The following is a 23319-nucleotide window of genomic DNA, read 5'->3' as shown; positions in this document are numbered from 1 at the left end:
CCGTCAGACAGGGCTCGGAACTGGGGGAGACGATTAGGGAGAAGGTCACCGGTTCGACCGTTCCGCGCCGCCAACTCGGCCGCTATCTGCGGGACTTACGGAACCAGGCGCGGCTGACCGTGCGTGCCGCCGCGCGCGAGATGGAGTGGTCCGAAGCCAAGATGTGGCGCATCGAGACCGGACAGGGCCCGATGCGCAGCCTGGACGTGCAGGCGATGTGCTTGGTCTACGGCGCTCCGCAGGAGATGACCGAGGCCCTGATGGGCCTGGCCAAGGAGACCAAGGCACGCGGCTGGTGGCACGCCTACGGCGACGTGATCCCGGAAGGGTTCGACGTATACGTGGGCTTGGAGGACGCGGCGTGGAAGGCGTCGGCTTACGGGAGCGATGTCTTGCCGGGACTGCTCCAGACCGCGGGATACGCGAGTGCCATCACTCGGACACACCTGCCGGATATCAGTGAAGACGACTTCGACGGCCGGGTGCGGTTGCGTATCGACCGGCAGGCGCTGCTGACTCGGGCCACGAGGCCGCTGGAGTTCGACGTGGTCCTGAGCGAGGTGGTCCTGCGCCGACCGGTGGGCGGGCGTGAAGTTATGGCAGAACAGCTCGCGCATCTGGTCTATGTCGCCGAGCGGCCGAACGTCACCATCCGGGTCGTACCGTTTGCCGCGGGCATGCATCCCGGGGTTCTCACCGGGGCGTTCGTACTGCTGCGCTTCCCGCTCAACGGCGACGGCAGCGAGTCGGAGCCACCCACGGTCTACGCTGACGGCTACACGGGGGGTCTGTATCTCGACAAGTCGCACGAGATCGAACAGTACGACAGGGCGTTCCGGGGAATCTGGGAAGTAGCACACGATGAGCAGGCGTCGAAGCGGCTGCTGGCCGAAGTGGCAGGGAGTTATGAGAAAGGGTGAGCTGCACAGCGCAGCGTGGTTCAAGTCCAGCTACAGCAACGGGAACGGCAACTGTGTCGAGGTGGCGTTCCGCCACGGCGCGGTGGCCATGCGGGACAGCAAGCAGCAGGGCACCGGTCCCGTCCTGACCGCGACCCCTGAGGCGTGGCGGGCGTTCGTCGCGGCCGTAGCCCGCGGGGAGTTCCACAAGCCGTAAGAGAGCTGTCCACGCCGTCCCCGCCCGCCGCTCACCGACGGGCGGGGACGGCCGTGTCACAGCAGCCGGCGGGCGCCCGCGCCGGGGACGGCGGTGAAGATGCGCGGTGGGCGGAAGTCCGCGGCGGCGAAGGCCGATTCGACGGCCTTGCCGACCGTGTCCGCCGCGTCCGTCTCGGCCAGCACGATCGCCGAGCCGCCGAAGCCGCCGCCGGTCATGCGCGCGCCGAGCGCGCCCGCGGCGACCGACGACTCCACGACCACGTCGAGTTCGCGGCAGGAGACGCGGAAGTCGTCGCGCAGCGAGGCGTGCCCGGCGAGGAGCACGGGCCCGATGTCGCGGGTGCGGCCGGCGTCGAGCAGCCCGATGCACTCCTCGACGCGCCGGTCCTCGGTGACGACGTGCCGTACGAGCGGGCGCACCGCGGGGTCCGACAGCCGGGTCAGCGCGGCGTCCAGCTCCGCGTACGGCACGTCCCGCAGCGCCGGTACGCCCAGCGCCCGCGCCGCCGCCTCACAGCCGGCGCGCCGCTCGGCGTACTCGCCGTCGCCCAGGGCGTGTTTGACCTGGGTGTCGACCACGAGCAGCGTGAGCCCCTCGGCGGCGAGGTCGAAGGGCACGGCGCGCTGCGCGAGGTCGCGGGTGTCGAGGTGGAGCACGTGGCCCGCGGTGCAGCACGCGGACGCCATCTGGTCCATGATCCCGCTGGGTACGCCGACGAAGTCGTTCTCGGCGTGCTGGCCGACCTTCGCCAGCCGTACGGGGTCGAGGCCCAGGTCGTACAGGTCGCTGAGGGCGAGCGCCGTGGAGACCTCCAGGGCCGCCGACGAGGACAGCCCGGCGCCCGTGGGGACGGTGCTCTCGTAGTGGATGTCGGCGCCGGAGAAGTCCGCGAAGCCGTCGACGGTGCGGCGCAGGGCCCACACCACGCCCGCCGGGTACGCGGCCCAGCCGCCGCGGTCGCCGCCGACGGTCAGGGGGTCGATGCGGTCGACGTCCAGCTCGACCAGGCGGGAGCCGTCGTCGCCCGAGTGCAGCCGCAGCACGCCGTCGTCGCGGCGCCGGGCGGCGGCGAGGGTGGTGTGCGGCAGGGCGAGCGGCATGACGTAGCCGTCGTTGTAGTCGGTGTGCTCGCCGATGAGGTTGACGCGCCCGGGCGCCGCCCACACGCCGGCGGGCCGCGCCCCGTACAGCTCGGCGAAGGCCGCGGCCGTCGCCTCCGCACCGGCGGCGTCCGCGCCGTCCGCGGCGTCCGCGGCCCGTGCCCCCGTCGTCTCTCCTGCCGTCATCTGTCCCCTCCGCCTTCCCCCGCGCCCGCGACCCGCCGTGCGAAGTCCCAGGCGTCCGACACGATCCCCGCCAGCTCCGTACGTGACGGCCGCCAGCCCAACTGCTCCTTCGCCGCCTCCGCCGACGCCACCAGCACCGCCGGATCCCCGGCCCGCCGCGGTGCGACCACCTCGGGCACGGGGTGCCCGGTCACCCGGCGGACGGTCTCGACGACCTCGCGTACGGAGAAGCCCGCGCCGTTGCCGAGGTTGCAGATGCGGTGCTCGCCGGGGCGTACGGCGTCGAGCGCGAGCAGGTGCGCCTCGGCGAGGTCCGCGACGTGGATGTAGTCGCGGACGCAGGTGCCGTCCGGGGTGGGGTAGTCGTCGCCGAAGACGGAGATCGACTCGCGCCGGCCCAGGGCCACCTGGAGCACCAGCGGGATGAGGTGGGACTCGGGGTCGTGGCGCTCGCCGTACGGGCCGCCGCCGTGCTCCGGCAGCCAGGCGCCCGCGACGTTGAAGTAGCGCAGCGACGCGGCGGCCAGGCCGTGGGCGTGGCACTCGGCGCCGATCATGTGGTCGACGGCGAGCTTGGAGGCCCCGTACGGGTTGGTCGGCGCGGTGACGGCGTCCTCGGTGATCGGCACGGACTCCGGCTCGCCGTAGGTGGCGGCGGTGGAGGAGAACACCAGGCGCCGCACGCCCGCCTCGCGCATCGCGGCCAGCAGCTCCAGCGTGCCGCCGACGTTGTTCCGCCAGTACTTCTCGGGGTGCGTGACGGACTCGCCGACCTGCGAGGAGGCGGCGAAGTGCAGCACGCCGTCGTACGAGGGGTCCAGCCACTTCGCGGCGTGCTGGATCCGGTCCTCGACGAACTCGGCGCCCTCCGGCACCCCGTCGCGGAACCCGGTCGACAGGTCGTCGACGACCGTCACCGCGTGCCCGGCCGCCAGCAGGTGCGCCGCGACGACGCTCCCCACGTATCCGGCACCGCCGGTCACCAGGTACTTCCGCCCACCGGCCGCCTCGTCCCCGGCCCTTCCGGCCCCTCCGGCACCTCCGCCTGCGCTGTGACTCACGTGCTCGCTACCTCTCGCAGTCGCTCCGCCGCCCGCTCCGGCGGCACATCGGTGACAAAGGCGTCCATCGCGGACTCCGAGCCCGCCAGGTACTTCAGCTTGCCCGGGCTGCGCCGGATGGTGAACAGCTCCAGATGCAGAGCGTAGTCATCGCGGCCCGCCGCCCGCACCGGCGCCTGGTGCCACGCCGAGATGTACGGCGTCGGCGGCTCGCCGGGGCCGAAGATCCGGTCGAATCTGCGCAGGAGTTCGAGGTAGACCGCGGGGAACTCCGCCCGTGCCGCGTCGTCCAGCGCCGGCAGGTCGGGTACGCGGCGCCGCGGGTAGAGGTGGACCTCGTACGGCCAGTGCGCGGCGTACGGCACGAACGCCACCCAGTGCGCCGTCTCCAGCACGACCCGCGTACCGGCCGCGGTCTCCGCGGCGACGACGGTGTCGAAGAGGTTGTGGCCCGTCGCCGCCCGGTGCTGCTCGACGCACCGCATCATCTGCGCCGTACGCGGCGTGACATACGGGTAGGCGTAGATCTGGCCGTGCGGGTGGCCGAGGGTGACGCCGATCTCCTCGCCGCGGTTCTCGAAGCAGAAGACCTGCTCGACGCCGGGGAGTTCGGCCAGCTCCAGCGAGCGGTCGGTCCAGGCGTCCAGCACCAGCGCGGCCTGGCCGGGGGAGAGGTCGGCGAACGAGGCGTCGTGGTCGGAGGTGAAGCAGACGACCTCGCAGCGCCCCGCGCCCGGGGCGCTGACGAACGGCGGCTCGCCGGTCTCCGGGCCGGGCTCGCCGGTCAGCGAGGGGAAGCGGTTCTCGAAGACGGCGACCTCGTAGTCGTCGGCGGGGATCTCGCTGAGCCGCCCGTCCCTGGAGGGGCACAGCGGGCACGCGTCGGCGGGGGGCCGGTACGTACGCCCCTGGCGGTGTGAGGCGATGACCACCCACTCCCCGCGCAGCGGGTCGAAGCGCGCCTCCGAGGCGGTGCGCGTCGGCTCCAGAGGGCGGCGGTCGGCCGCGTCCCGGACGGCGTCGTCACGCGCGTCGAAGTAGATCAGCTCGCGCCCGTCCGCGAGCCGCGTGTGCGTCTTCTTCACTGGAGCCTCTTCCTCGGCCCTGTGGCCTGCCCTGCCGCCGGTCGTCATGGTGGGGTTCCCCAACACAATCGAACACAATGAACCACAAGCCAACAGGCGAGTCAACGCCGGAGCGTCGCTTACCCCAAATTATCCCTTATCAGACATTCTGGGTGCCAGATCCAACAGACAAGCAAACAGTCCCAACAGAAGCTTTCGGAATCCAACGCCATCCGTCTGGCTTCGTCTTCTGAACGCATCACGCAATGAAGCGGACCTGAATCATGCACCCACTAGCGGCAGAGCTGCGGCTCGACACCAACGTCCTCGACTACGTGATCATGGCCATGTACTTCGCCGTCGTGCTCGGCATCGGGTTCCTGGCCCGGCGAAGCGTCAGGACCAGTCTCGACTTCTTCCTCTCCGGGCGCTCCATGCCCGCCTGGATCACCGGCCTGGCGTTCATCTCCGCCAACCTCGGCGCCACCGAGATCCTCGGCATGGCCGCCAACAGCGCCCAGTACGGCGTCTACACCACGCACTGGTACTGGATCGGCGCCATCCCGGCCATGGTCTTCCTGGGCCTGGTGATGATGCCCTTCTACTACGGCTCGAAGGTCCGGTCGGTGCCGGAGTTCCTGCTGCACCGCTACGACCGCAGCGCCCACCTGCTCAGCTCGGTGCTCTTCTCCTTCGCCGCCGTGCTCATCGCCGGCGTCAACCTCTACGCCATGGCCATCGTCGTCGAGGCGCTGCTCGGCTGGCCCGAGTGGGTCGCGATCGTCATCTCCGCGGCCGTCGTGCTCGCGTACATCACGCTCGGCGGGCTGTCGTCGGCGGTCTACAACGAGGTCCTCCAGTTCTTCGTCATCATCGCCGCGCTGCTGCCGCTGACGATCCTCGCGCTCAAGCGCGTCGGCGGCTGGGACGGCCTCAGCGACACCCTCACCGAGTCCCGTGGCAGCGACTTCATGACCTCCTGGGGCGGCACCGGCATCGGCAGCGACAACCCGCTGGGCGCCAACTGGCTGACTATCGTCCTCGGCCTGGGCTTCGTCCTCAGCTTCGGCTACTGGACGACCAACTTCGCCGAGGTGCAGCGCGCGCTGTCCGCCAAGAACCTCTCCGCCGCCCAGCGCACGCCGCTCATCGGCGCGTACCCGAAGGTCTTCATCGTCTTCCTGGTGATGATCCCCGGGCTGGCCGCGGCGGCCCTGGTGCCCGAGATCGGCACGTCCGGCTCGGACCTGACGTACAACGACTCGATCCCGTACCTCATGGAGCAACTGCTGCCCAACGGCGTGCTGGGCATCGCCATCACCGGCCTGCTGGCGGCGTTCATGGCGGGCATGGCGGCGAACGTCTCGTCGTTCAACACCGTCTTCACGACCGACATCTGGGAGCCGTACGTCAAGAAGGGCCGGTCGGACGCGTACTACCTGCGCTTCGGGCGGATCATCACCGTCATCGGGGTGGCGGCCAGCGTCGGCACGGCGTTCATCGCGTCCAGCTTCAGCAACATCATGGCGTACCTCCAGACGCTGTTCTCCTTCTTCAACGTGCCGATGTTCGTGGTCTTCATCATCGGCATGTTCTGGAAGCGCACGTCGGTCAAGGCCGGCTTCTGGGGCCTGCTCGTCGGCACGGTCGCCGCGATGCTCAACTACTTCTGGATCTACAAGCAGGGCGTCATCAGCATCCCCACCGACCAGGGCGCCAACTTCGTCTCCGCGATCGTCGGCTTCGTCGCCGGCGCGGTCGCGATGCTGGTCGTCACGCCGTTCACCCGGCCCAAGTCCCCCGAGCAGCTCGCCGGCCTCGTCTACGGCACCCGCTCCCCGGGCATGTCGGAGCCGCCCGCCAAGGGAGACGACGCCTGGTACCGCCGGCCGGCCCTGCTGGGCTGGGGCGCGATCATCCTGGCCGCCCTGTGCTACATCCCCTTCTCCTTCTAGGAGCGCACCATGAGCGACACCAACGAGCGTCCGGGCGGCCCGGACCGCGGCAAGCCGGACACCGAGGAACTGGCGCACCAGATCGAGGAGCTGGAGCGCAAGTCGGCGACGGCCAGCAGGCTGTTCGACGTACGGCGGCTGATCGGCGGCCTGTTCGTCGTGTACGGCGTGATCCTCGTGATCGTCGGCGCCTTCGACTCCGACGCGGAGATCGCCAAGGCGGAGGACGTGCGCATCAACCTGTGGACGGGGCTGGGGATGCTGGCGCTCGGGCTGTTCTTCGTCGCCTGGCAGTTCCTGCGGCCGGTGCCGCCGCCGTCGGCGGAGGAACTGGCGGAGGCGATGGAGGACAACCCGGGAAACGCGGGAAGCCAGGGAAGCGCGGGAAGCCCGGGAGACCAGGGCGGGCGCGGAGGTCCGGGGCGGCAGGACCGCCCGGACGGCCACTGAATCGTCCCCCTGCCGCCCCCTGCCGGTACGCCCGCGCCCGTACGAGACTGTCCGAAAACCTCTACGCCTCCGCGCCGCCGTCCGCCCCCGGGCGGGCGGCGGCGCGGTCCAGCAGGCCCGTACGGGCCGCCAGCGCCGCCGCTTCAAGCCGTGAACCCACCCCGAGCTTCATCAGCACCCGCTGCACATGCGTACGGGCCGTGCTCGCGGCTATTCGCATGCCCTCCGCGATCAGCCGCGTGTCCTCGCCCTCCGCGACCCGCACCAGGACCTCGACCTCCCGCGGGGTCAGCAACTGAAGCAGCCGGGCGCCCTCGTCGTCCGGCTCCGCCGCCGGGTTGAGCAGCTCGGTGAACGCGCTCTGCAACAACTGAGGAGCCACCGCCGCCTCCCCCGCCCGTGCCTTGACCAGCGCACGTTCCACACCCTCGATGCGCTCGTCGTGCCGTACGTACCCGGAGGCACCCGCGGCGAACGCCGCCGCGATGCCGCGCGGGTTCGGCACGGGGCCGAGCACCACCACGGCGATCTGCGGACGCTCCCGCTTTATCCGCAGGACAGGGTCGAACGCCCCGGGTGCCGCCGGGGTCGCCGTGCCCAGCAGGCACACCTCAGGTCCTCTGCTCACCACCAGCTCCGCGGCGCCCGCCGTGGGCGCGGCCGCGGCCAGCACCCGGTGTCCGCGCAGCTTCAGCGCGGACGCGAGAGCTTCGGCGAGCAGGCGGTGCTCGTCGACCACGATCAGCCGAACGGCCATCACGCCCTCCCCCCGGGGGTCTACTGCCCCGGCAACGTACAGCCTTACCGCTCCCGGGCCCGCCGGAACTCCGGAATCGATCCCCAACGGGGCCGTATCCGGCCGGTTTCTACTCCCCGTGGTGAACTCGCCACGGAAAGTTGGCCGTTGGGCTTCCCTTGTCGGTCCCGCGCCCTACGCTGTGGGGCAGCACCGGTGGGGGCCGGTGCTCGTTCAGGGGGCGAGACCGTGGGTACGGCGCACGGGGCGGGGTAGCTATGGGAGGCGGCGGCGGCCGCAGCTCAGGCAGGCGCGCCACGCTCCATGCGCCGTGTTCCTTATTCCTTACTCCGTGAGTTCTGGTTGTCCGCGACATGGGGGTGTCCGTGGTTCGGATCCGGGTCCTGGTGGCCGATGCCCACCGCGTGTTCGCCGAGTCGCTGGCCGCGGCGCTGGCAGCAGAGCCGGATGTCGACGTGCTGCCGGCCGGCAGCGGTCACGCCGCGCTGCGCTCGCTGGAGCGGGCCGCGGCGGAGGGCCGCCGGTTCGACGTGTTCCTGGTCGACGCCGACCTCGACCGCGACATGCCCGCGGGGACCCCGGTGCCCGCGCAGGCCGTCTCGGGCAGCAACGGCTCGTCGGCCGGCGCCCTGGGCGGGATCTCGCTGACGGCGCGCGTCCGCTCGGCCCACCCGCAGACGCGCACAGTGGTCCTCGCGGCCCGCGACGACCCGGCGCGGGCGGCGGCGGCGCTCCAGGCCGGGGCGTTCGGCTGGGTCGCCAAGGACAGCTCGCTGTCCCGGCTGCTGGCGGTGATCCGGGGGGTGCTGCGCGGCGAGACGCATCTGCCGCCCGCGCTGCTCACGGGCGTGCTGCGGGAGCTGACGGCGGCCCGGGAGCACCGCACGGAAAGCGAGCAGCTCGTCGAGTCGCTGACGCCGCGGGAGCACGAGGTGCTGCGCTGCATGGTCGCGGGCCTGGGCCGCAAGGCGGTCGCCGAGCGGCTGTACCTGTCGCCGCACACGGTCCGTACGCACATGCAGAACGTCCTGGGCAAGCTCGGGGTGCACTCGACGCTGGCCGCGGTCGCGCTGGCGCGCCGCGCGGGCGTCGGCCCGGTGGACCTGGGCGAGCCGGCCCGCGTCAGCGGCTAGCGCCGCGGCGGCGGGCACGGGGGGAAGTCCGGGGGAGCGGGGTCGCGCGGCGGCGGTACGAGCGGGTGGTCCACCGCGCCGGGCACGCCGCGGCTTCGGCTGTACGGACCGGCCCGGAGGGCTGCGCCGTACGGGGCCGGTCAGGTCGAGCGGGGCGCTGAGCCGTCACCGCGAGCCGGGGCCGCGCCGCCGCGCCCGAGCCCCGCCGGGCACCGGCCCCCACGCCTGACCCGTGCACGCGCTTCCCGCGTTGCCGCGCCCGAGGCAAGGGCCCGCCGGGCACCGGCCTCGCGCCCGGCCCGTGCGCGCGGGTCCCGCCCCGCCGCCCGCAGGCGCCGCCGCGGGGCTACGGGACGTTGTCGAACGGGGCCGTCAGTTGCCGCAGCAGGTCTGCCAGCTCGCGGCGCCGCTCCGGGGGCAGCTCCGCGAGGATCGCCCGCTCCTGCGCCAGCAGCGCCGCCAGCGCCGCGTCCGCGCGCTCGCGGCCCTCGGCGGTGAGCCGCACCAGCACCCCGCGCCGGTCGCTGGGGTCCGGCAGCCGCTCGACGAGGTCCTTCTTCGCCAGCCGGTCGATGCGGTTGGTCATCGTGCCGGAGGTGACCAGGGTCTGGGTGAGGAGCTGGCCGGGGGAGAGCTGGTACGGCTCGCCGGCCCGGCGCAGGGCGGTCAGGACGTCGAACTCCCAGCCCTCCAGGCCGTGTTCGGCGAAGGCAAGCCGCCGTGCGCGGTCCAGGTGGCGGGCGAGCCGGCTCACCCGGCTCAGCACCTCCAGCGGCTCCACGTCGAGGTCGGGGCGCTCCCTGCGCCACGCCGCGACCAGCCGGTCCACCTCGTCCCGCATGCGATCAGTGTAGTCGGTCTGTCGACATGAAGTCTCTTGACATCGAGATACATGGGCGGAACGCTGGAGGCATGACCTCACCCTCCTGGGATCCGCAGCAGTACCTGCGCCACGAGGGGCCCCGCACCCGCCCCCTCGCGGACCTCCTCGCCCGCGTAGGCGAGCTGCCCCGCCGCCCGGCGCGGATCGCCGACATCGGCTGCGGCACCGGCAACGGCACCGCGCTGCTGGCCGCCCGCTGGCCCGGCGCCCACATCACGGGCTACGACAACTCGCCCGACATGCTCCGCACCGCCGCCGCGCACGCCGGCCGCACGCCCGGCGGCGGCCGGATCGACTTCGCCCACGCCGACCTCACCGACTGGACGCCGGAGCCCGGCGCGTACGACCTGATCCTCGGCAACGCCGTGCTCCAGTGGGTGCCCGGCCACTGGGAGCACTTCCCCCGCTGGCTCGCCGGCCTCACCTCCGGAGGCACCTTCGCCTTCCAGGTCCCCGGCAACTACGACGCCCCCAGCCACGCCCTGATGCGTCACCTCACCCGCGAGCCGCGCTGGCGGGAGCGGCTGCACGGCGTCCTGCGCGACCAGCCGGTGCTCCAGCCCGTCGCGTACCTGGAGCTGCTGTTCGACCTCGGCTGCGCCGGCGACGCCTGGGAGACCACGTACGCCCATCTCCTGCACGGCCCCGACCCGGTGCTGGACTGGGTCCGCGGCACCGGCCTGCGCCCCGTGCTCGACGCCCTCGGCGACGAGGCCGACGCCTACGTCACCGCCTACGCGGCCCTGCTGCGCACCGCCTACCCGCCCGGCCCGCACGGCACCCCGTTCCCGTTCCGCCGCATCTTCGCGCTGGGAGTCACGCCATGATCACCGGAATCGACCACGTCCAGCTCGCCGTCCCCGCCGGCGGCGAGGAGGTGCTGCGCATCTTCTACGGCGACGTGCTCGGCATGACCGAGGTGCCCAAGCCCGCGGTGCTCGCCGCCCGCGGCGGCTGCTGGTTCACCTCCGGCGCCGTCGTGCTCCACCTCGGCGTCGAGCAGGACTTCCGGCCCGCCCGCAAGGCGCACCCCGCGCTCGTCGTCACCGACCTCGACGCGCTGGCCCGCCGGCTGGCCGCCCGCGGCCACGACGTGACCTGGGCGGACGACGAGATCCCGGGCGTACGGCGCTTCCACACCGCCGACCCGTTCGGCAACCGGCTGGAGTTCCAGGCCGCGTAAGGGCTCCGCCGGGACCGGATGCCGACAGGACTCCGGGGGACCCGGGGACCCGGGGACCCGGGGACCCGGGGAATCGGGGAATCGGGGACCGGTGGCGGCCCGGCCGGCCGGACCGGCACCCCAGGGGCGCCGCGGCCACGTGCGCCGCAGGCCGTGCGCCCCGCGCGCTACGCGCGGCGGTGGCCTATCAGGCGCGGCCTGGCCTCCAGGTCGCCCAGCCCGTGCCAGGCGAGGTTCACCAGGTGCGCCGCGACCTCGGCCTTCTTCGGCTTGCGCACGTCCAGCCACCACTGCCCGGTCAGCGCCACCATCCCCACCAGCGCCTGCGCGTACAGCGGCGCGAGCTTCGGATCAAAGCCACGGGACTTGAACTCCAGCCCCAGGATGTCCTCCACCTGGGTGGCGATATCGCTGATCAGCGAGGCGAACGAGCCGTGCGACTGGGCCACGGGGGAGTCCCGCACCATGATGCGGAAGCCGTCTGTGTACTCGTCGATGTAGTCCAGCAGCGCGAACGCCGCCTGCTCCAGCAACTCCCGCGGATGCCCCGCGGTCAGCGCACTCGCCACCATGTCGAGGAGCCGCCGCATCTCCCGGTCCACGACGACCGCGTACAGCCCTTCCTTGCCCCCGAAGTGCTCGTACACCACCGGCTTGGACACGCCCGCCTTGGAGGCGATCTCCTCCACCGACGTCGCCTCGAAGCCGCGCGCCGCGAAGAGCGTGCGCCCCACGTCGACAAGCTGCTCGCGGCGTTCCTTGCCCGTCATACGCCGCCGGGTCCGGCGCGGCGGCTTCGCCTCGCCGCCGTCGCCGCTGTTGCCCGTGCCGCTCTTACCGCCGGTAGCCACGGCTCCATCATGCCGCGTCGGCGGCGGCCTCCTCACGCCGGGCCGACCCGGCGGCCGCGCCCTTGCCCGCACCCTTGCCCGCGTCGCCGTCCTTGTTGCGCTTGGACTCGATACGGGACTCGCTCGGCCAGCGCACGTCGTAGGCCCAGCCGAGCTTCTCGAACCAGCGGATGACCCGGGCGCTGGAGTCGATCTGGCCCTTCATCACGCCGTGCCGGGCGGAGGTCGGGTCCGCGTGGTGCAGGTTGTGCCACGACTCGCCGCCGGACAGGACCGCCAGCCACCACACGTTCCCCGAGCGGTCCCGGGACTTGAACGGGCGCTTGCCGACCGCGTGGCAGATCGAGTTGATCGACCAGGTGACGTGGTGCAGCAGCGCCACCCGCACCAGCGAGGCCCAGAAGAACGCCGAGAGCGCACCCTGCCACGACCAGGTGACCAGCCCGCCGACCAGCGGCGGGAACAGCAGCGAGACCGCCGTCCACAGCACGAACTGGCGCGACACCCGGCGGATCGCCGAGTCCTTGATCAGGTCCGGCGCGTACTTGTTCTGCGGCGTCTGCTCCTCGTCGAAGAGCCAGCCGATGTGCGCCCACCACAGGCCCTTCATCAGCGCCGGGACCGTGTCGCCGAAGCGCCACGGGGAGTGCGGGTCGCCCTCGGCGTCGGAGAACTTGTGGTGCCTGCGGTGGTCCGCGACCCAGCGCACGACCGGGCCCTCCACCGCCATCGACCCCGCGATCGCCAGCGCCACCCGCAGCGGCTTCTTCGCCTTGAACGAGCCGTGCGTGAAGTACCGGTGGAACCCGATGGTCACGCCGTGCAGGCCGAGGAAGTACATGAACGTCATCAGTCCGAGGTCGAGCCAGCTCACCCCCCAGCCCCAGGCCAGCGGGATCGCCCCCACCAGCGCGACGAACGGCAGCACGATGAACGCCAGCAGCGTGATCTGCTCGACCGACCTCTTGCTCTCACCGCCGAGCGTCGCGGACTCGGCGGTGACCGTGGCCGAGCGGGTCTGCTCGTCGGTCACTTCGGACGTGGGCGGCATAAGCATCCCTCGGAGGCTGGGGAACATGGACCAGCGAGGCTACGGTCCCGTAACCTACGTTGGCGTAAGTATGGCATGCCTCAGTTCAGGGCTGAAAGAGGCACGGTCCCAACGGGCGTACATACGCGCCCGTGTGGAAGGAACACCTCTTGAGTGCCCGCACAGGCCGGTTCCCATGCCGCGAACCCGGCGGGCTTCGCCCACCCGGCCAGCGACCAGGGCCGACTAGTCTGGGGGCGTCGGACAGCGCGGTCCGCACCCCTGCCCGCCGCGCGCCGCCGCGCACGGGCGGAAACACCAGCGCCGCACGCCAAGGAGCCGCACCAGTGACCAGTGCCGACACCCACGCGCACCGCCCCGCCGGAGCCGCAGGCCCCGACCCGGGCGCCGCGGCCGCCGGCAACGCCGAGCTGCGCGCCGACATCCGGCGCCTCGGAGACCTGCTCGGCGAGACACTCGTCCGCCAGGACGGCCCGGACCTGCTGGACCTCGTCGAGCGCGTACGCGCCCTGACGCGCAGCGACGGCGACGCCGCCGCCGAACTGCTGCGCAGCATCGACCTGGAGACCGCCGCAAGGCTGGTGCGCGCCTTCTCCACCTACTTCCACCTCGCCAACGTCACCGAGCAGGTGCACCGCGGCCGGGAGTTCCGCGCCCGCCGCGCCGCCGACGGCGGCAGCCTCGCCCGTACCGCCGACATGCTGAAGGACGCCGACCCCGAGCACCTGCGCGAGACCATCGCCAGCCTCGGCGTACGCCCCGTCTTCACCGCCCACCCCACCGAGGCCGCCCGCCGCTCCGTGCTGACCAAGCTGCGCGACGTGGCCCGGCTGCTGGAGGCCGACGAGGGCACGTCGGCCGCCGACCGCCGCCGCTGCGACCGCCGGCTCGCCGAGGACATCGACCTCATCTGGCAGACCGACGAACTGCGCGTCGTCCGCCCCGAGCCCGCCGACGAGGCCCGCAACGCCATCTACTACCTCGACGAACTCAACCGCGGCGCCGTCGGCGACGTCCTCGAAGACCTCGCCGCCGAACTGGAGCGCGTCGGCGTCGAGCAGTCCGCCGTCCTGCCGCCCGGCACCCGCCCGCTGACCTTCGGCACCTGGATCGGCGGCGACCGCGACGGCAACCCCAACGTCACCCCCCAGGTCACCTGGGACGTGCTCCTCCTCCAGCACGAACACGGCATCACCGAGGCCATCGGCCACGTGGACGAGCTGCGCTCCGCCCTGTCCAACTCCATCCGCAACGGCGGCGCCACCGAAGAACTCCTGCGCTCCGTCCAGGAGGACCTGGACGTCCTGCCCGAGATCAGCCCCCGCTACAAGCGGCTCAACGCCGAGGAGCCCTACCGGCTCAAGGCCACCTGCATCCGGCAGAAGCTCCTCAACACCCGCCGCCGCCTCGCCGACGGCAGCGCCCACGTGCCCGGCCGCGACTACCTCGGCACGTCGCAGCTCATCGAGGAACTCACCCTCGTGCAGACCTCGCTGCGCGAGCACCGCGGCTCCCTCGTCGCCGACGGCCGGCTGGAACGCACCATCCGCACCATCGCCGCCTTCGGCCTCCAGCTCGCCACCATGGACGTACGCGAACACGCCGACGCCCACCACCACGCCCTCGGCCAGCTCTTCGACCGGCTCGGCGAGGAGTCCTGGCGCTACCTCGACATGCCCCGCGACTACCGCCGCGGCCTGCTCGCCAGGGAGCTGCGCTCCCGCCGCCCCCTCGCGCCCACCCCCGCGCCGCTGGACGACGCCGGCACCAAGACCCTCGGCGTCTTCGACACCGTGCGCAAGGCCATCGACGCCTTCGGGCCCGAGGTCATCGAGTCGTACATCATCTCCATGTGCCAGGGCGCCGACGACGTGTTCGCCGCCGCCGTCCTCGCCCGCGAGGCCGGACTGGTCGACCTGCACGCCGGCTGGGCGAAGATCGGCATCGTGCCGCTGCTGGAGACCACCGACGAGCTGAAGATCGCCGACGACCTGCTCGACGCCATGCTCTCCGACCCCTCCTACCGGCGGCTGGTCTCCCTGCGCGGCGACATCCAGGAGGTCATGCTCGGCTACTCCGACTCCTCCAAGTTCGGCGGCATCACCACCTCCCAGTGGGAGATCCACCGCGCCCAGCGCCGGCTGCGCGACGTCGCCCACCGGCACGGCGTACGGCTGCGCCTCTTCCACGGCCGCGGCGGCACCGTCGGCCGCGGCGGCGGCCCCACCCACGACGCGATCCTCGCCCAGCCCTGGGGCACCCTCGAAGGCGAGATCAAGGTCACCGAGCAGGGCGAGGTCATCTCCGACAAGTACCTCGTGCCGTCCCTGGCCCGGGAGAACCTGGAGCTGACCGTCGCCGCCACCCTCCAGGCGTCCGCCCTGCACACCGCGCCGCGGCAGTCCGTCGAGGCGCTCACCCGCTGGGACGCCGCCATGGACGTCGTCTCCGACGCCGCCAACGCCGCCTACCGCAGGCTCGTCGACGACCCCGACCTGCCCGCCTACTTCTTCGCCTCCACCCCCGTCGACCAGCTCGCCGAGCTGCACCTCGGCTCCCGGCCCTCCCGCCGCCCCGACACCGGCGCCGGGCTCGACGGGCTGCGCGCCATCCCCTGGGTCTTCGGCTGGACCCAGTCCCGGCAGATCGTGCCCGGCTGGTTCGGCGTCGGCTCCGGCCTGCGCGCCGCCCGCGAGGCCGGACTCGACGGCGTCCTCGACGAGGCGTACGAACACTGGCACTTCTTCCGCAACTTCCTCGCCAACGTCGAGATGACGCTCGCCAAGACCGACCTGCGCATCGCCCGGCACTACGTCGACACCCTCGTGCCCGACGAGCTGAAGCACATCTTCGCCACCATCGAGGCCGAGCACGAACTGACGGTCAGCGAGGTGCTGCGCATCACCGGCGAGAGCGAACTGCTGGAGGCCAACCCGGTGCTCCAGCAGACGTTCCGCATCCGCGACGCCTACCTCGACCCCATCTCCTACCTCCAGGTCACGCTCCTCGGCAGGCAGCGCGAAGCCGCCGAACGCGGCCAGGAACCCGACCCGCTGCTCAGCCGGGCGCTGCTGCTGACGGTCAACGGAGTGGCGGCGGGGCTGCGCAACACCGGGTGACCTCCGGCCGGGGCGGCGGCGCGGGCGATGCGCCAGGCGGTGCGGCGGCGCGGGCGGTGCGGCGGGGCGGGCGGTGTCCGCCGCGTGCGCCGCGCCGCCCGCCGCCCCCGGCAGCGTAGGCCGCCCGCCTGCGACCGTGCTCCGCGCCGCGGGCGGCTTCGTACGTGGGGTGGCGACCCGGGTGCGGGACCGCGGGGCCGGCCACGGGACCGCGCTCCCCGTCCGGGCGGGAGCCGTTCACGGCCGGCCCGCGCCGGACCACGCCGGACCACGCCGGACGTGGCCGCGACCGCGCCGGACCGTGGCGCGACCGCGTCGGTCGCCGACACCCGGAATCCCGGAACGGTCCCCGGCCCGCGAAGGCCGCCGCTACGCGCCCGGGTCAGCCGTTGAACGCGTTCTGGGCCCGCTCCAGACCCTCCGTGACCAGCGCCTCGACGGCGTCCGCCGCACGGTCCACGAAGTAGTCCAGATCCTTGCGCTCGACGGCGGAGAAGTCCTTCAGCACGTAGTCCGCCACCTCCATCCGCCCCGGCGGCCGGCCCACGCCGAAACGCACCCGCAGATACTCCCGGCCCAGCGACTTCGACAGCGACTTCAGCCCGTTGTGCCCGTTGTCGCCGCCGCCGAGCTTCAGCCGCAGCGTGCCGTAGTCGAGATCCAGCTCGTCATGGACCACGACCAGCCGGTCGAGCGGCACCTTGTAGAAGCCGGCGAGCGCCGAGACCGGGCCGCCGGACACGTTCATGTACGACATCGGCTTCGCCAGCACGATCCGGCGGCTCAGCGGCCCCGGCGGACCCAGCCGCGCCTCCACGACCTGCGCACGCGACTTGTGCGACTTGAACCGGCCGCCCGCGCGCTCCGCCAGCAGATCCGCGACCATGAACCCCACGTTGTGCCGGTTGCCCGCGTACCCCGGGCCCGGATTGCCCAGGCCCACGACGAGCCACGGCTGCGCTGCGTCCGACATCTGCCGGCCCTCCCCGGGTGCGTGTACGTGCTCGTACGAAGACGGGGGGCGGGCCCGTACGACCCGCCCCCGCCGGGATCACTCCTCCGACTTGCCCTCGTCGCCCGCGGCCTCGCCCTCGGCGGCCTCGCCCTCCGCCGCCGGCTCCTCCGCCTGCGGCGCGACGACGTGCAGCACCGGGTCCTCGCCGTCCACCGTGAGCGTCACACCCGCCGGCAGCTTGATGTCCTTCGCCAGGACCGTCGCGCCCTCCTCCAGACCCTCGACGCTGACCGTCACCGACTCCGGGATGTTCGTCGCCTCGGCCTCCACCGGCAGCGCGTGGAGCGTGTGCTCCAGCAGGTTGCCGCCCGGCGCCAGGTCGCCCTCCACCTGGATCGGAATCTCGACGGTGACCTTCTCGCCGCGCTTCACGACCAGCAGGTCCACGTGCTTCAGCACACCGGTGCGCAGCGCGTCCCGCTGCACGTCCTTCGGGATGACCAGCTCGGACTTGCCGTCCATCTCCAGGCTGATCAGCACGTTCGAGGTCTTCAGCGCCATCAGCAGGTCGTAGCTCGGCAGCGACACGTGCCGGGGGTCGGCGCCGTGGCCGTAGATGACGCCGGGGACCTTGTCCTGGCGGCGCAGCCGGCGGGCCGCGCCCTTGCCGGTCTCGGTCCGCGGCTCCGCGGCGATCTTGTACTCGGCCATGACTGCACTCCTCGCAGTAGGTGAAGCTGACGTGACGGTCACCCGGCCGCAATCGGCCTGCTACGAAGAGCGCGTCGATAACGGAGTACCGAAGCGGACCCGTACGGCACACGAAACACCGTACGAACCGGCAGCGGCCTCCCTCGCCGAGCAACTCAGGGAGTCTACCCGGCGGCGGGAGGCCGCCCCAAGTCGATCTTCCGGCTACGCGTGCTCCTCGAAGAGGCTGGTCACCGACCCGTCCTCGAACACCTCGCGCACCGCCCGCGCGATCACCGGCGCCATCGACAGCACCGTGATCTTGTCCAGCTCCAACTCGCCCGGCGTCGGCAGCGTGTTCGTGAAGATGAACTCGCTGACCTGCGACCCCTTCAACCGGTCACCCGCCGGACCCGACAGCACGCCGTGCGTCGCCGCCACGATCACGTCCTCCGCGCCGTTCGCGAACAGCGCATCCGCCGCCGCGCAGATCGTGCCCCCCGTGTCCACCATGTCGTCCACCAGCACGCACACCCGGCCCTTCACGTGCCCGACGACCTCGTGCACCGTCACCCGGTGCGCCACATCCGGATCCCGGCGCTTGTGCACGATCGCCAGCGGCGCACCCAGCCGGTCGCCCCACCGGTCCGCCACCCGCACCCGCCCCGCGTCCGGCGAGACCACCGTCAGCTTCGACCGGTCCGTCTTCGACGCCACGTAGTCCGCCAGCACCGGCAGCGCGAACAGGTGGTCCACCGGGCCGTCGAAGAAACCCTGGATCTGGTCCGTGTGCAGATCCACGGTCAGAATGCGGTCCGCACCCGCCGTCTTCAGCAGATCGGCGATCAGCCGCGCCGAAATCGGCTCCCGGCCGCGGTGCTTCTTGTCCTGGCGGGCGTAGCCGTAGAAGGGGACGATCGCGGTGATGCTGCGCGCCGACGCACGCTTCAGCGCATCCACCATGATCATCTGTTCCATGATCCACTGGTTGATGGGGGTCGTGTGACTCTGCATCACAAAACAGTCGGCACCCCGCGCCGACTCCTGGAAACGGACGTAGATCTCACCGTTGGCGAAGTCGAACGCCTTGGTCGGAACGAGGCCCACACCCAACTGGTGCGCGACCTCCTCGGCAAGCTGCGGGTAGCCACGGCCGGTGAAAAGCATCAGCTTCTTCTGGCCGGTCGTCTTGATCCCGGTCACAGCACGTTCTCCTCGGTGTCGGGGCAGGCGGCCGGGCGGGCGGCCGGTCGGATGTCCTACTCACCGTACGCCCCGAAGCCCGCCACCCCGCACGCCGTCACCCCTCCTGACCGGCACCCTCGTCCACGTCCCCACCCTCCCGACGCGCCGCCTCCGCCGCCTGCGCCGCAGCACTCCCCGGCCGCTTACGGGCCACCCAGCCCTCGATGTTGCGCTGCTGGCCCCGCGCCACGGCCAGCGAACCGGGCGGCACGTCCTTCGTGATGACCGACCCCGCCGCCGTATACGCGCCGTCCCCGATTGTGACCGGCGCAACAAGCATGTTGTCCGCGCCCGTACGGCAATGGCTCCCGATCGTCGTGTGGTGCTTCGCCACCCCGTCGTAGTTGACGAACACACTCGCGGCACCGATGTTCGTGTACTCGCCGATCGTCGCGTCCCCCACGTACGACAGATGCGGCACCTTCGTACCCGCACCCACCACCGCGTTCTTCATCTCCACATACGTCCCCGCCTTGGCCCCCACACCCAGCCGCGTCCCCGGCCGCAGATACGTGTACGGACCCACACTCGCCTCCGGCCCGATCTCCGCCCCGTCCGCCACCGTGTGCAGCACCCGCGCCCCCGCGCCCACCGACGTGTCCGTCAACGTGCACCCCGGCCCCACCTCCGCACCCGCACCCACATGCGAAGCCCCCAGCAACTGCGTCTGCGGCTGCACCACCGCATCCGGCTCGTACGTCACCGCCACGTCGAACCACGTCGACGCCGGATCCACCACCGTCACCCCGGCCAGCATCGCCTCATGCAGCAACCGGTCGTTCAGCAGCCGGCGCGCCGCGGCCAACTGCACCCGGTTGTTGATACCCAGGATCTCCCGGTGATCGGCGGCGAGCGAGGCACCCACCCGGTGCCCGGCAGCCCGCAGGATCCCCAGCACATCCGTCAGATACTCCTCGCCCTGGCTGTTGTCCCGCCGCACCTGCGTCAGCGCCGACGCCAGCAGCTTCGCGTCGAACGCGAACACCCCGGAATTGATCTCCCGGATCTCCCGCTGCGCCGCGGAGGCGTCCTTGTGCTCCACGATCCCGGTCACGGCCCCGGTCGCGTCCTCCCGCACGATCCGCCCGTACCCGGTCGCGTCCGGCACCTCGGCGGTCAGCACCGTCACCGCGTTCCCGTCCGCGGCGTGCGCCCCGGCCAGCCGGCTCAGGGTCTCCCCGGCCAGCAGCGGCGTGTCACCGCACACCACCACCACGGTCCCGTCCAGCGCCACCCCGCCCCCGGCCAGCTCCTCCAACGCGATCCGCACCGCGTGCCCGGTCCCGTTCTGCTCCCGCTGCACCACGGCCCGCGCCTGCGGCGCGATCTCCCCGAGATGCGCGGTAACGGCCTCCCGGCCGTGCCCGACGACGACGACGAGATGTTCGGGTCCCAGCTCCCCGGCGGCGGCGACGACGTGCCCGACGAGCGAGCGACCACAGATGCGGTGCAGGACCTTGGGGGTCGCGGACTTCATTCGGGTGCCTTCGCCCGCGGCGAGTACGACGACGGCTGCGGGGCGGTTCGCGGTCACGTGAGGTCCTTACGCAGGCGGTATCGGGGATACGGGCAGGATACCGACGGCGTACGCGGGGGTAACGCAAACGGGCCCCGGCGGCTGCCGGGGCCCTGGATATCGGGATGTGGGCTCCCCTGCCTGGACTCGAACCAGGAACAAATCGTCCAAAGCGACCCGTGTTGCCCATTACACCACAGGGGATAGCAAGCTAGGCAAAAACGGACATTTCTTCAATCCGCTGCCCAGCGCTCACTACTATGCCGTACCACCACCCCTCGATGCGACGGTAGAGATCCGCGCCGTCCCGGACCGTTACCCGAAGGCAGCCGTGATAGCCCTCGCCGGTGTTCGTCCGGTTGGTTCGGGGGTTGTGCTTCTTGAGTGAGGTTTTGAGCAGATGCCCGCGGTCCACGCCTACGTGACCTGCCCAGAACTCCTCGGCGGCCGCCGCATCAGCCGTCTCGTGGATCTGCACACTGAACCTCAGTCGGTCTTTGTCCACCTCGAGTAGGCGGAGCCAGGCCAGGAATGCCGTGATCATTCCGGGGTCGCTGTTCACGAAGATGACCCTCTCGCGCCGGCGAGAACCCTTGCTCTTGGCGCCCTCCGACCAGTAGAGCCCCACCCCGACGAGGAACAGCTCCCGGTCCGTGAGCCGTGCGATCTCGCGCGCCGCGTCGAGCTTCGTCTGCTGCCGGTCGGCCTCTCTCCTGCGGAGGGTCGCCTCCCAGCCGCGTTTGGCGATGGCCGACGCCTCCTCCGGGGTTCTGGGCGGCGGCTTGGGCAGGTCGCGTACCCATAGCGAGATCGAACTCTTCGAGCAGCCGAGTTCCACCTGGATCTGGTCGTACGTCCTGCCCTGCTTGCGTAACTCGCGGGCCCTTGCCCGCAGGTCGTCCTTCGCCCGCGGGCGCTTCGTCCACTCCGGGGGCGGTTCGCCTTCCAGGAGGCGGTTGAGCAGGTCGTTGTTGGCGACTTTCAGCCGGTCGCGGATCTGTCTGCGGCTCAGGCCCTCCCGGCGGAGGGCCACCACCCGGTCGCGGAGTTCCTCGAAGGTGGCCGTGCCTTTGAGCAGGCCGCCCGTGCCGTCGCCGGGGCGGGAATGTTTCGTGTGGGGCATGGCGAACAGCCTGGGTGGGGGGCGTGTTCGGGGAGGCGAATATGCGGTCGATTCACTAGTTCGGTGCTTACCCGGTGGTTTCGTGTTCGTTCGAATCCGTTGCGTGCTGCTGAACCCGAAGCCGTTCCCCGCGGGATCGGCCTTTACGCTGGTTGGTATGACCACGTCGGGGGAAGCCGTGATCGAGGTCTCCGGGGGGCGGAGGCCGCCCTGGTGGTGGGCGCGGCGCCGGTCGATGGTGCTCGACGTGGTGCTGGCGGTGGCGTCGGCGGCGGAGTGTGCGGCGCAGGGGGTGCCGTTTTCGCGGGATGCCGGGCTGCCCGTGGGGTTCGGGATCGTGCTGGGCGTCGTCGCGGGGAGCACGCTGGTGCTGCGGCGGAAGTGGCCGATCGCCCCGGTGCTGGTGGGCATGGCCGTCGCGCCCGCGGAGATGGGCTTCCTGCTGACGATCGTCGGCCTCTACACCCTGGCCGCCTCCGACATTCCGCGGCGCATCACCGCGGCGCTGGCCGCGATGTCGGTCTCCGCCGTGATCATCGTCACGTTCGTGCAGATGTACCAGACCTTCGAGGAGCACGACCGGGATTCGCCCTTCGTCCTGGCCGCGCTCGTCGCGCTGCTGATGTCCGTCGGCGTGACGGTGCCGCCGCTGCTGCTGGGGCTGTACGTCGGTGCGCGGCGCCGGCTCGTGGAGAGCCTGCGGGAGCGGGCGGACGGGCTGGAGCGGGAGTTGTCGCTGCTCGCGGAGCGGGCGGAGGAGCGTGCGGTGTGGGCGCGGCGTGAGGAGCGCACGCGGATCGCGCGGGAGATGCACGACGTGGTGGCGCACCGGGTGAGTCTGATGGTGGTGCATGCGGCTGCGTTGGAGCGGGTGGCGCTGAACGATCCGGAGAAGGCGGCGCGGAACGCGGCGCTGGTCGGGGACATGGGGCGGCAGGCGCTGACGGAGCTGCGGGAGATGCTGGGCGTGCTGCGGATGCCGGCGGGGTCGGTGACGTCGGGGAGTGGGGTGCCGGGCGGGGTTTCCGGTGGTGCGGGCGGTGGTGTGGGCGGTGGGGCGGCCGGTGGGGCTTCGGGCGGTGCGGGGGCTTCGGACGGTGCTGTCGTCGGGGCTGCCGGTGCCGCTGGGGCCGCCGGGGCGGCTTCGGGTGCCGGGGCTGCCGGTGTGCGGGTTGCGGGGGGCGGGGCGGAGGCCGGTGCCGCCGGGGCCGCCGGGGCCGCCGGGGCCGCCGTGGTCGCGGACTCCCGGGGGCCGTCGCTGGGCGGCCCCGGTGCGGTGGGCCGGGCTCCGGTGGAGGCGGGTGCCGCCGCGCACAACGGGTCTGCTCCCGGCGGTGCCGGGGGCGCGGGGCGGGATGCGTACCGTCGTGGGGGAGCGGGTGACGCCGACGCCGGTGGCGGCCCGGGGCCCTCGCTGGACGACGTGGAGTCGCTGGTCGGCGAGTCCCGTGTCGCGGGCATGGCCGTGGACTTCGCGGTGGAGGGCGACCCCGGTCCGTACGCCGCCGAGGTGGAGCAGACGGTCTACCGCGTCGTGCAGGAGGCGCTGACCAACGTCCACAAGCACGCCCCCGGTGCCAAGACCCGGGTTCTGCTCGTGCACCGTGTCGCCGAGGTGGCGGTGCTTGTGGTCAACGGTCCGTCCGACGCCGCTTCGCAGAGCGCCGGGCTGCCCAGCGGCGGCAACGGTCTGGTGGGCATGCGTGAGCGGGTCACGGGCCTGGGGGGCGGCTTCGTCTCGGGCGTGACGGAGGCCGGCGGCTTCCGGGTCTCCGCGGTTCTGCCCAGCGGGAAGTAGGCGCCGGGTTCGCGCCGGCCCTGCCTGTACGCACCGCCCTACCCATACGCCGCGGTCCATACGCCGCGGTCCGTACGCCG

General features: G+C 72.1%; 21 protein-coding genes and 1 tRNA gene. 9 read left to right on the top strand and 13 right to left on the bottom strand.

Annotated features, from left to right (window positions below; translation table 11 throughout):
• Nucleotides 1-32 precede the first annotated feature (32 nt).
• Together QBL21_RS30095 and QBL21_RS30090 are read left to right on the top strand one after the other, a co-directional pair.
• Nucleotides 33-920, top strand: a complete 888-nt coding sequence (locus QBL21_RS30095) for a helix-turn-helix domain-containing protein (protein WP_407566611.1) — start codon at nucleotides 33-35, stop codon at nucleotides 918-920.
• On the top strand, nucleotides 907-1116 hold the full coding sequence (locus tag QBL21_RS30090; protein ID WP_407565380.1) for a DUF397 domain-containing protein: 210 nt from the start codon (nucleotides 907-909) through the stop codon (nucleotides 1114-1116). The genes QBL21_RS30095 and QBL21_RS30090 overlap by 14 nt, the downstream gene beginning before the upstream one ends.
• A 56-nt stretch (nucleotides 1117-1172) precedes the next feature.
• On the opposite strand, the gene galK is transcribed toward QBL21_RS30090, so the two are convergent.
• From galK to galT, 3 genes are all read right to left on the bottom strand, one after another.
• Entirely contained in the window at nucleotides 1173-2405 is a 1233-nt protein-coding gene (gene galK, locus QBL21_RS30085) for a galactokinase (RefSeq protein WP_407565379.1), read from the bottom strand.
• Complete coding sequence (galE, locus tag QBL21_RS30080; protein WP_407566610.1) at nucleotides 2402-3391, bottom strand: UDP-glucose 4-epimerase GalE; 990 nt, start codon at nucleotides 3389-3391, stop codon at nucleotides 2402-2404. Before galE ends, galK begins: the two co-directional genes overlap by 4 nt.
• A gap of 71 nt (nucleotides 3392-3462) precedes the next feature.
• Entirely contained in the window at nucleotides 3463-4551 is a 1089-nt protein-coding gene (gene galT / locus QBL21_RS30075; protein ID WP_407565378.1) for a galactose-1-phosphate uridylyltransferase, read from the bottom strand.
• A gap of 263 nt (nucleotides 4552-4814) precedes the next feature.
• Here galT and QBL21_RS30070 point away from each other — a divergent pair, with 263 nt between their 5' ends.
• The gene (locus tag QBL21_RS30070; protein WP_407565377.1) at nucleotides 4815-6485 is read left to right on the top strand and encodes a sodium:solute symporter family protein; all 1671 of its coding nucleotides are present in this window, start codon (nucleotides 4815-4817) and stop codon (nucleotides 6483-6485) included.
• Nucleotides 6486-6494: 9 nt separating this feature from the next.
• On the top strand, nucleotides 6495-6935 hold the full coding sequence (locus QBL21_RS30065) for a hypothetical protein (RefSeq protein ID WP_407565376.1): 441 nt from the start codon (nucleotides 6495-6497) through the stop codon (nucleotides 6933-6935).
• A gap of 61 nt (nucleotides 6936-6996) precedes the next feature.
• Here the strand turns inward: QBL21_RS30065 and QBL21_RS30060 are convergent, their stop codons facing one another.
• Complete coding sequence (locus tag QBL21_RS30060) at nucleotides 6997-7692, bottom strand: response regulator transcription factor (RefSeq protein WP_407565375.1); 696 nt, start codon at nucleotides 7690-7692, stop codon at nucleotides 6997-6999.
• Between the two features lie 365 nt (nucleotides 7693-8057).
• Here QBL21_RS30060 and QBL21_RS30055 point away from each other — a divergent pair, with 365 nt between their 5' ends.
• Entirely contained in the window at nucleotides 8058-8825 is a 768-nt protein-coding gene (locus QBL21_RS30055; RefSeq protein WP_407565374.1) for a LuxR C-terminal-related transcriptional regulator, read from the top strand.
• A gap of 346 nt (nucleotides 8826-9171) precedes the next feature.
• Here the strand turns inward: QBL21_RS30055 and QBL21_RS30050 are convergent, their stop codons facing one another.
• Nucleotides 9172-9666 carry a MarR family winged helix-turn-helix transcriptional regulator gene (locus QBL21_RS30050; protein WP_018838420.1) on the bottom strand — a complete coding sequence of 165 codons (495 nt, stop codon included), beginning with the start codon at nucleotides 9664-9666 and terminating at the stop codon, nucleotides 9172-9174.
• Nucleotides 9667-9737: 71 nt separating this feature from the next.
• On the opposite strand from QBL21_RS30050, the gene QBL21_RS30045 reads away from it, so the two are divergent.
• Together QBL21_RS30045 and QBL21_RS30040 are read left to right on the top strand one after the other, a co-directional pair.
• Nucleotides 9738-10535 carry a trans-aconitate 2-methyltransferase gene (locus tag QBL21_RS30045; protein WP_407565373.1) on the top strand — a complete coding sequence of 266 codons (798 nt, stop codon included), beginning with the start codon at nucleotides 9738-9740 and terminating at the stop codon, nucleotides 10533-10535.
• Entirely contained in the window at nucleotides 10532-10891 is a 360-nt protein-coding gene (locus QBL21_RS30040) for a VOC family protein (RefSeq protein ID WP_407565372.1), read from the top strand. The genes QBL21_RS30045 and QBL21_RS30040 overlap by 4 nt, the downstream gene beginning before the upstream one ends.
• Nucleotides 10892-11058: 167 nt before the next feature.
• Here the strand turns inward: QBL21_RS30040 and QBL21_RS30035 are convergent, their stop codons facing one another.
• A complete protein-coding gene (locus QBL21_RS30035; RefSeq protein ID WP_407565371.1) occupies nucleotides 11059-11742 on the bottom strand; it encodes a TetR family transcriptional regulator in 684 nt (227 codons plus the stop codon).
• A gap of 7 nt (nucleotides 11743-11749) precedes the next feature.
• On the bottom strand, nucleotides 11750-12793 hold the full coding sequence (locus tag QBL21_RS30030) for an acyl-CoA desaturase (protein WP_407565370.1): 1044 nt from the start codon (nucleotides 12791-12793) through the stop codon (nucleotides 11750-11752).
• 326 nt (nucleotides 12794-13119) lie between these two features.
• On the opposite strand from QBL21_RS30030, the gene ppc reads away from it, so the two are divergent.
• On the top strand, nucleotides 13120-15912 hold the full coding sequence (ppc, locus tag QBL21_RS30025) for a phosphoenolpyruvate carboxylase (RefSeq protein ID WP_407565369.1): 2793 nt from the start codon (nucleotides 13120-13122) through the stop codon (nucleotides 15910-15912).
• A 382-nt stretch (nucleotides 15913-16294) separates the two neighbouring features.
• Here ppc and pth read toward each other — a convergent pair whose 3' ends face one another.
• The 6 genes from pth to QBL21_RS29995 all read right to left on the bottom strand — a co-directional run bounded on the left by pth (nucleotide 16295) and on the right by QBL21_RS29995 (nucleotide 21441).
• The gene (gene pth / locus QBL21_RS30020; RefSeq protein ID WP_407565368.1) at nucleotides 16295-16885 is read right to left on the bottom strand and encodes an aminoacyl-tRNA hydrolase; all 591 of its coding nucleotides are present in this window, start codon (nucleotides 16883-16885) and stop codon (nucleotides 16295-16297) included.
• Nucleotides 16886-16963: 78 nt separating this feature from the next.
• A complete protein-coding gene (locus QBL21_RS30015; protein ID WP_407565367.1) occupies nucleotides 16964-17578 on the bottom strand; it encodes a 50S ribosomal protein L25/general stress protein Ctc in 615 nt (204 codons plus the stop codon).
• Nucleotides 17579-17782: 204 nt separating this feature from the next.
• On the bottom strand, nucleotides 17783-18760 hold the full coding sequence (locus QBL21_RS30010; protein WP_407565366.1) for a ribose-phosphate diphosphokinase: 978 nt from the start codon (nucleotides 18758-18760) through the stop codon (nucleotides 17783-17785).
• Between the two features lie 97 nt (nucleotides 18761-18857).
• Nucleotides 18858-20336 carry a bifunctional UDP-N-acetylglucosamine diphosphorylase/glucosamine-1-phosphate N-acetyltransferase GlmU gene (gene glmU, locus QBL21_RS30005; RefSeq protein ID WP_407565365.1) on the bottom strand — a complete coding sequence of 493 codons (1479 nt, stop codon included), beginning with the start codon at nucleotides 20334-20336 and terminating at the stop codon, nucleotides 18858-18860.
• 114 nt (nucleotides 20337-20450) lie between these two features.
• A tRNA-Gln gene (locus tag QBL21_RS30000) sits at nucleotides 20451-20522 on the bottom strand.
• Between the two features lie 7 nt (nucleotides 20523-20529).
• Nucleotides 20530-21441, bottom strand: a complete 912-nt coding sequence (locus QBL21_RS29995) for a hypothetical protein (RefSeq protein ID WP_407565364.1) — start codon at nucleotides 21439-21441, stop codon at nucleotides 20530-20532.
• A 157-nt stretch (nucleotides 21442-21598) separates the two neighbouring features.
• Between QBL21_RS29995 and QBL21_RS29990 the strand changes: the two genes are divergently transcribed.
• Nucleotides 21599-23239, top strand: coding sequence for a sensor histidine kinase (locus QBL21_RS29990; protein WP_407565363.1), 1641 nt, complete (start codon nucleotides 21599-21601; stop codon nucleotides 23237-23239).
• The last annotated feature ends 80 nt before the right edge of the window (nucleotides 23240-23319 follow it).

This window comes from Streptomyces sp. 184 (genome assembly GCF_045781775.1).
GTDB lineage: Bacteria > Actinomycetota > Actinomycetes > Streptomycetales > Streptomycetaceae > Streptomyces.
Note: the sequence above shows the minus strand (reverse complement) of the source record. Positions and strands in the feature narration are given on the sequence as shown.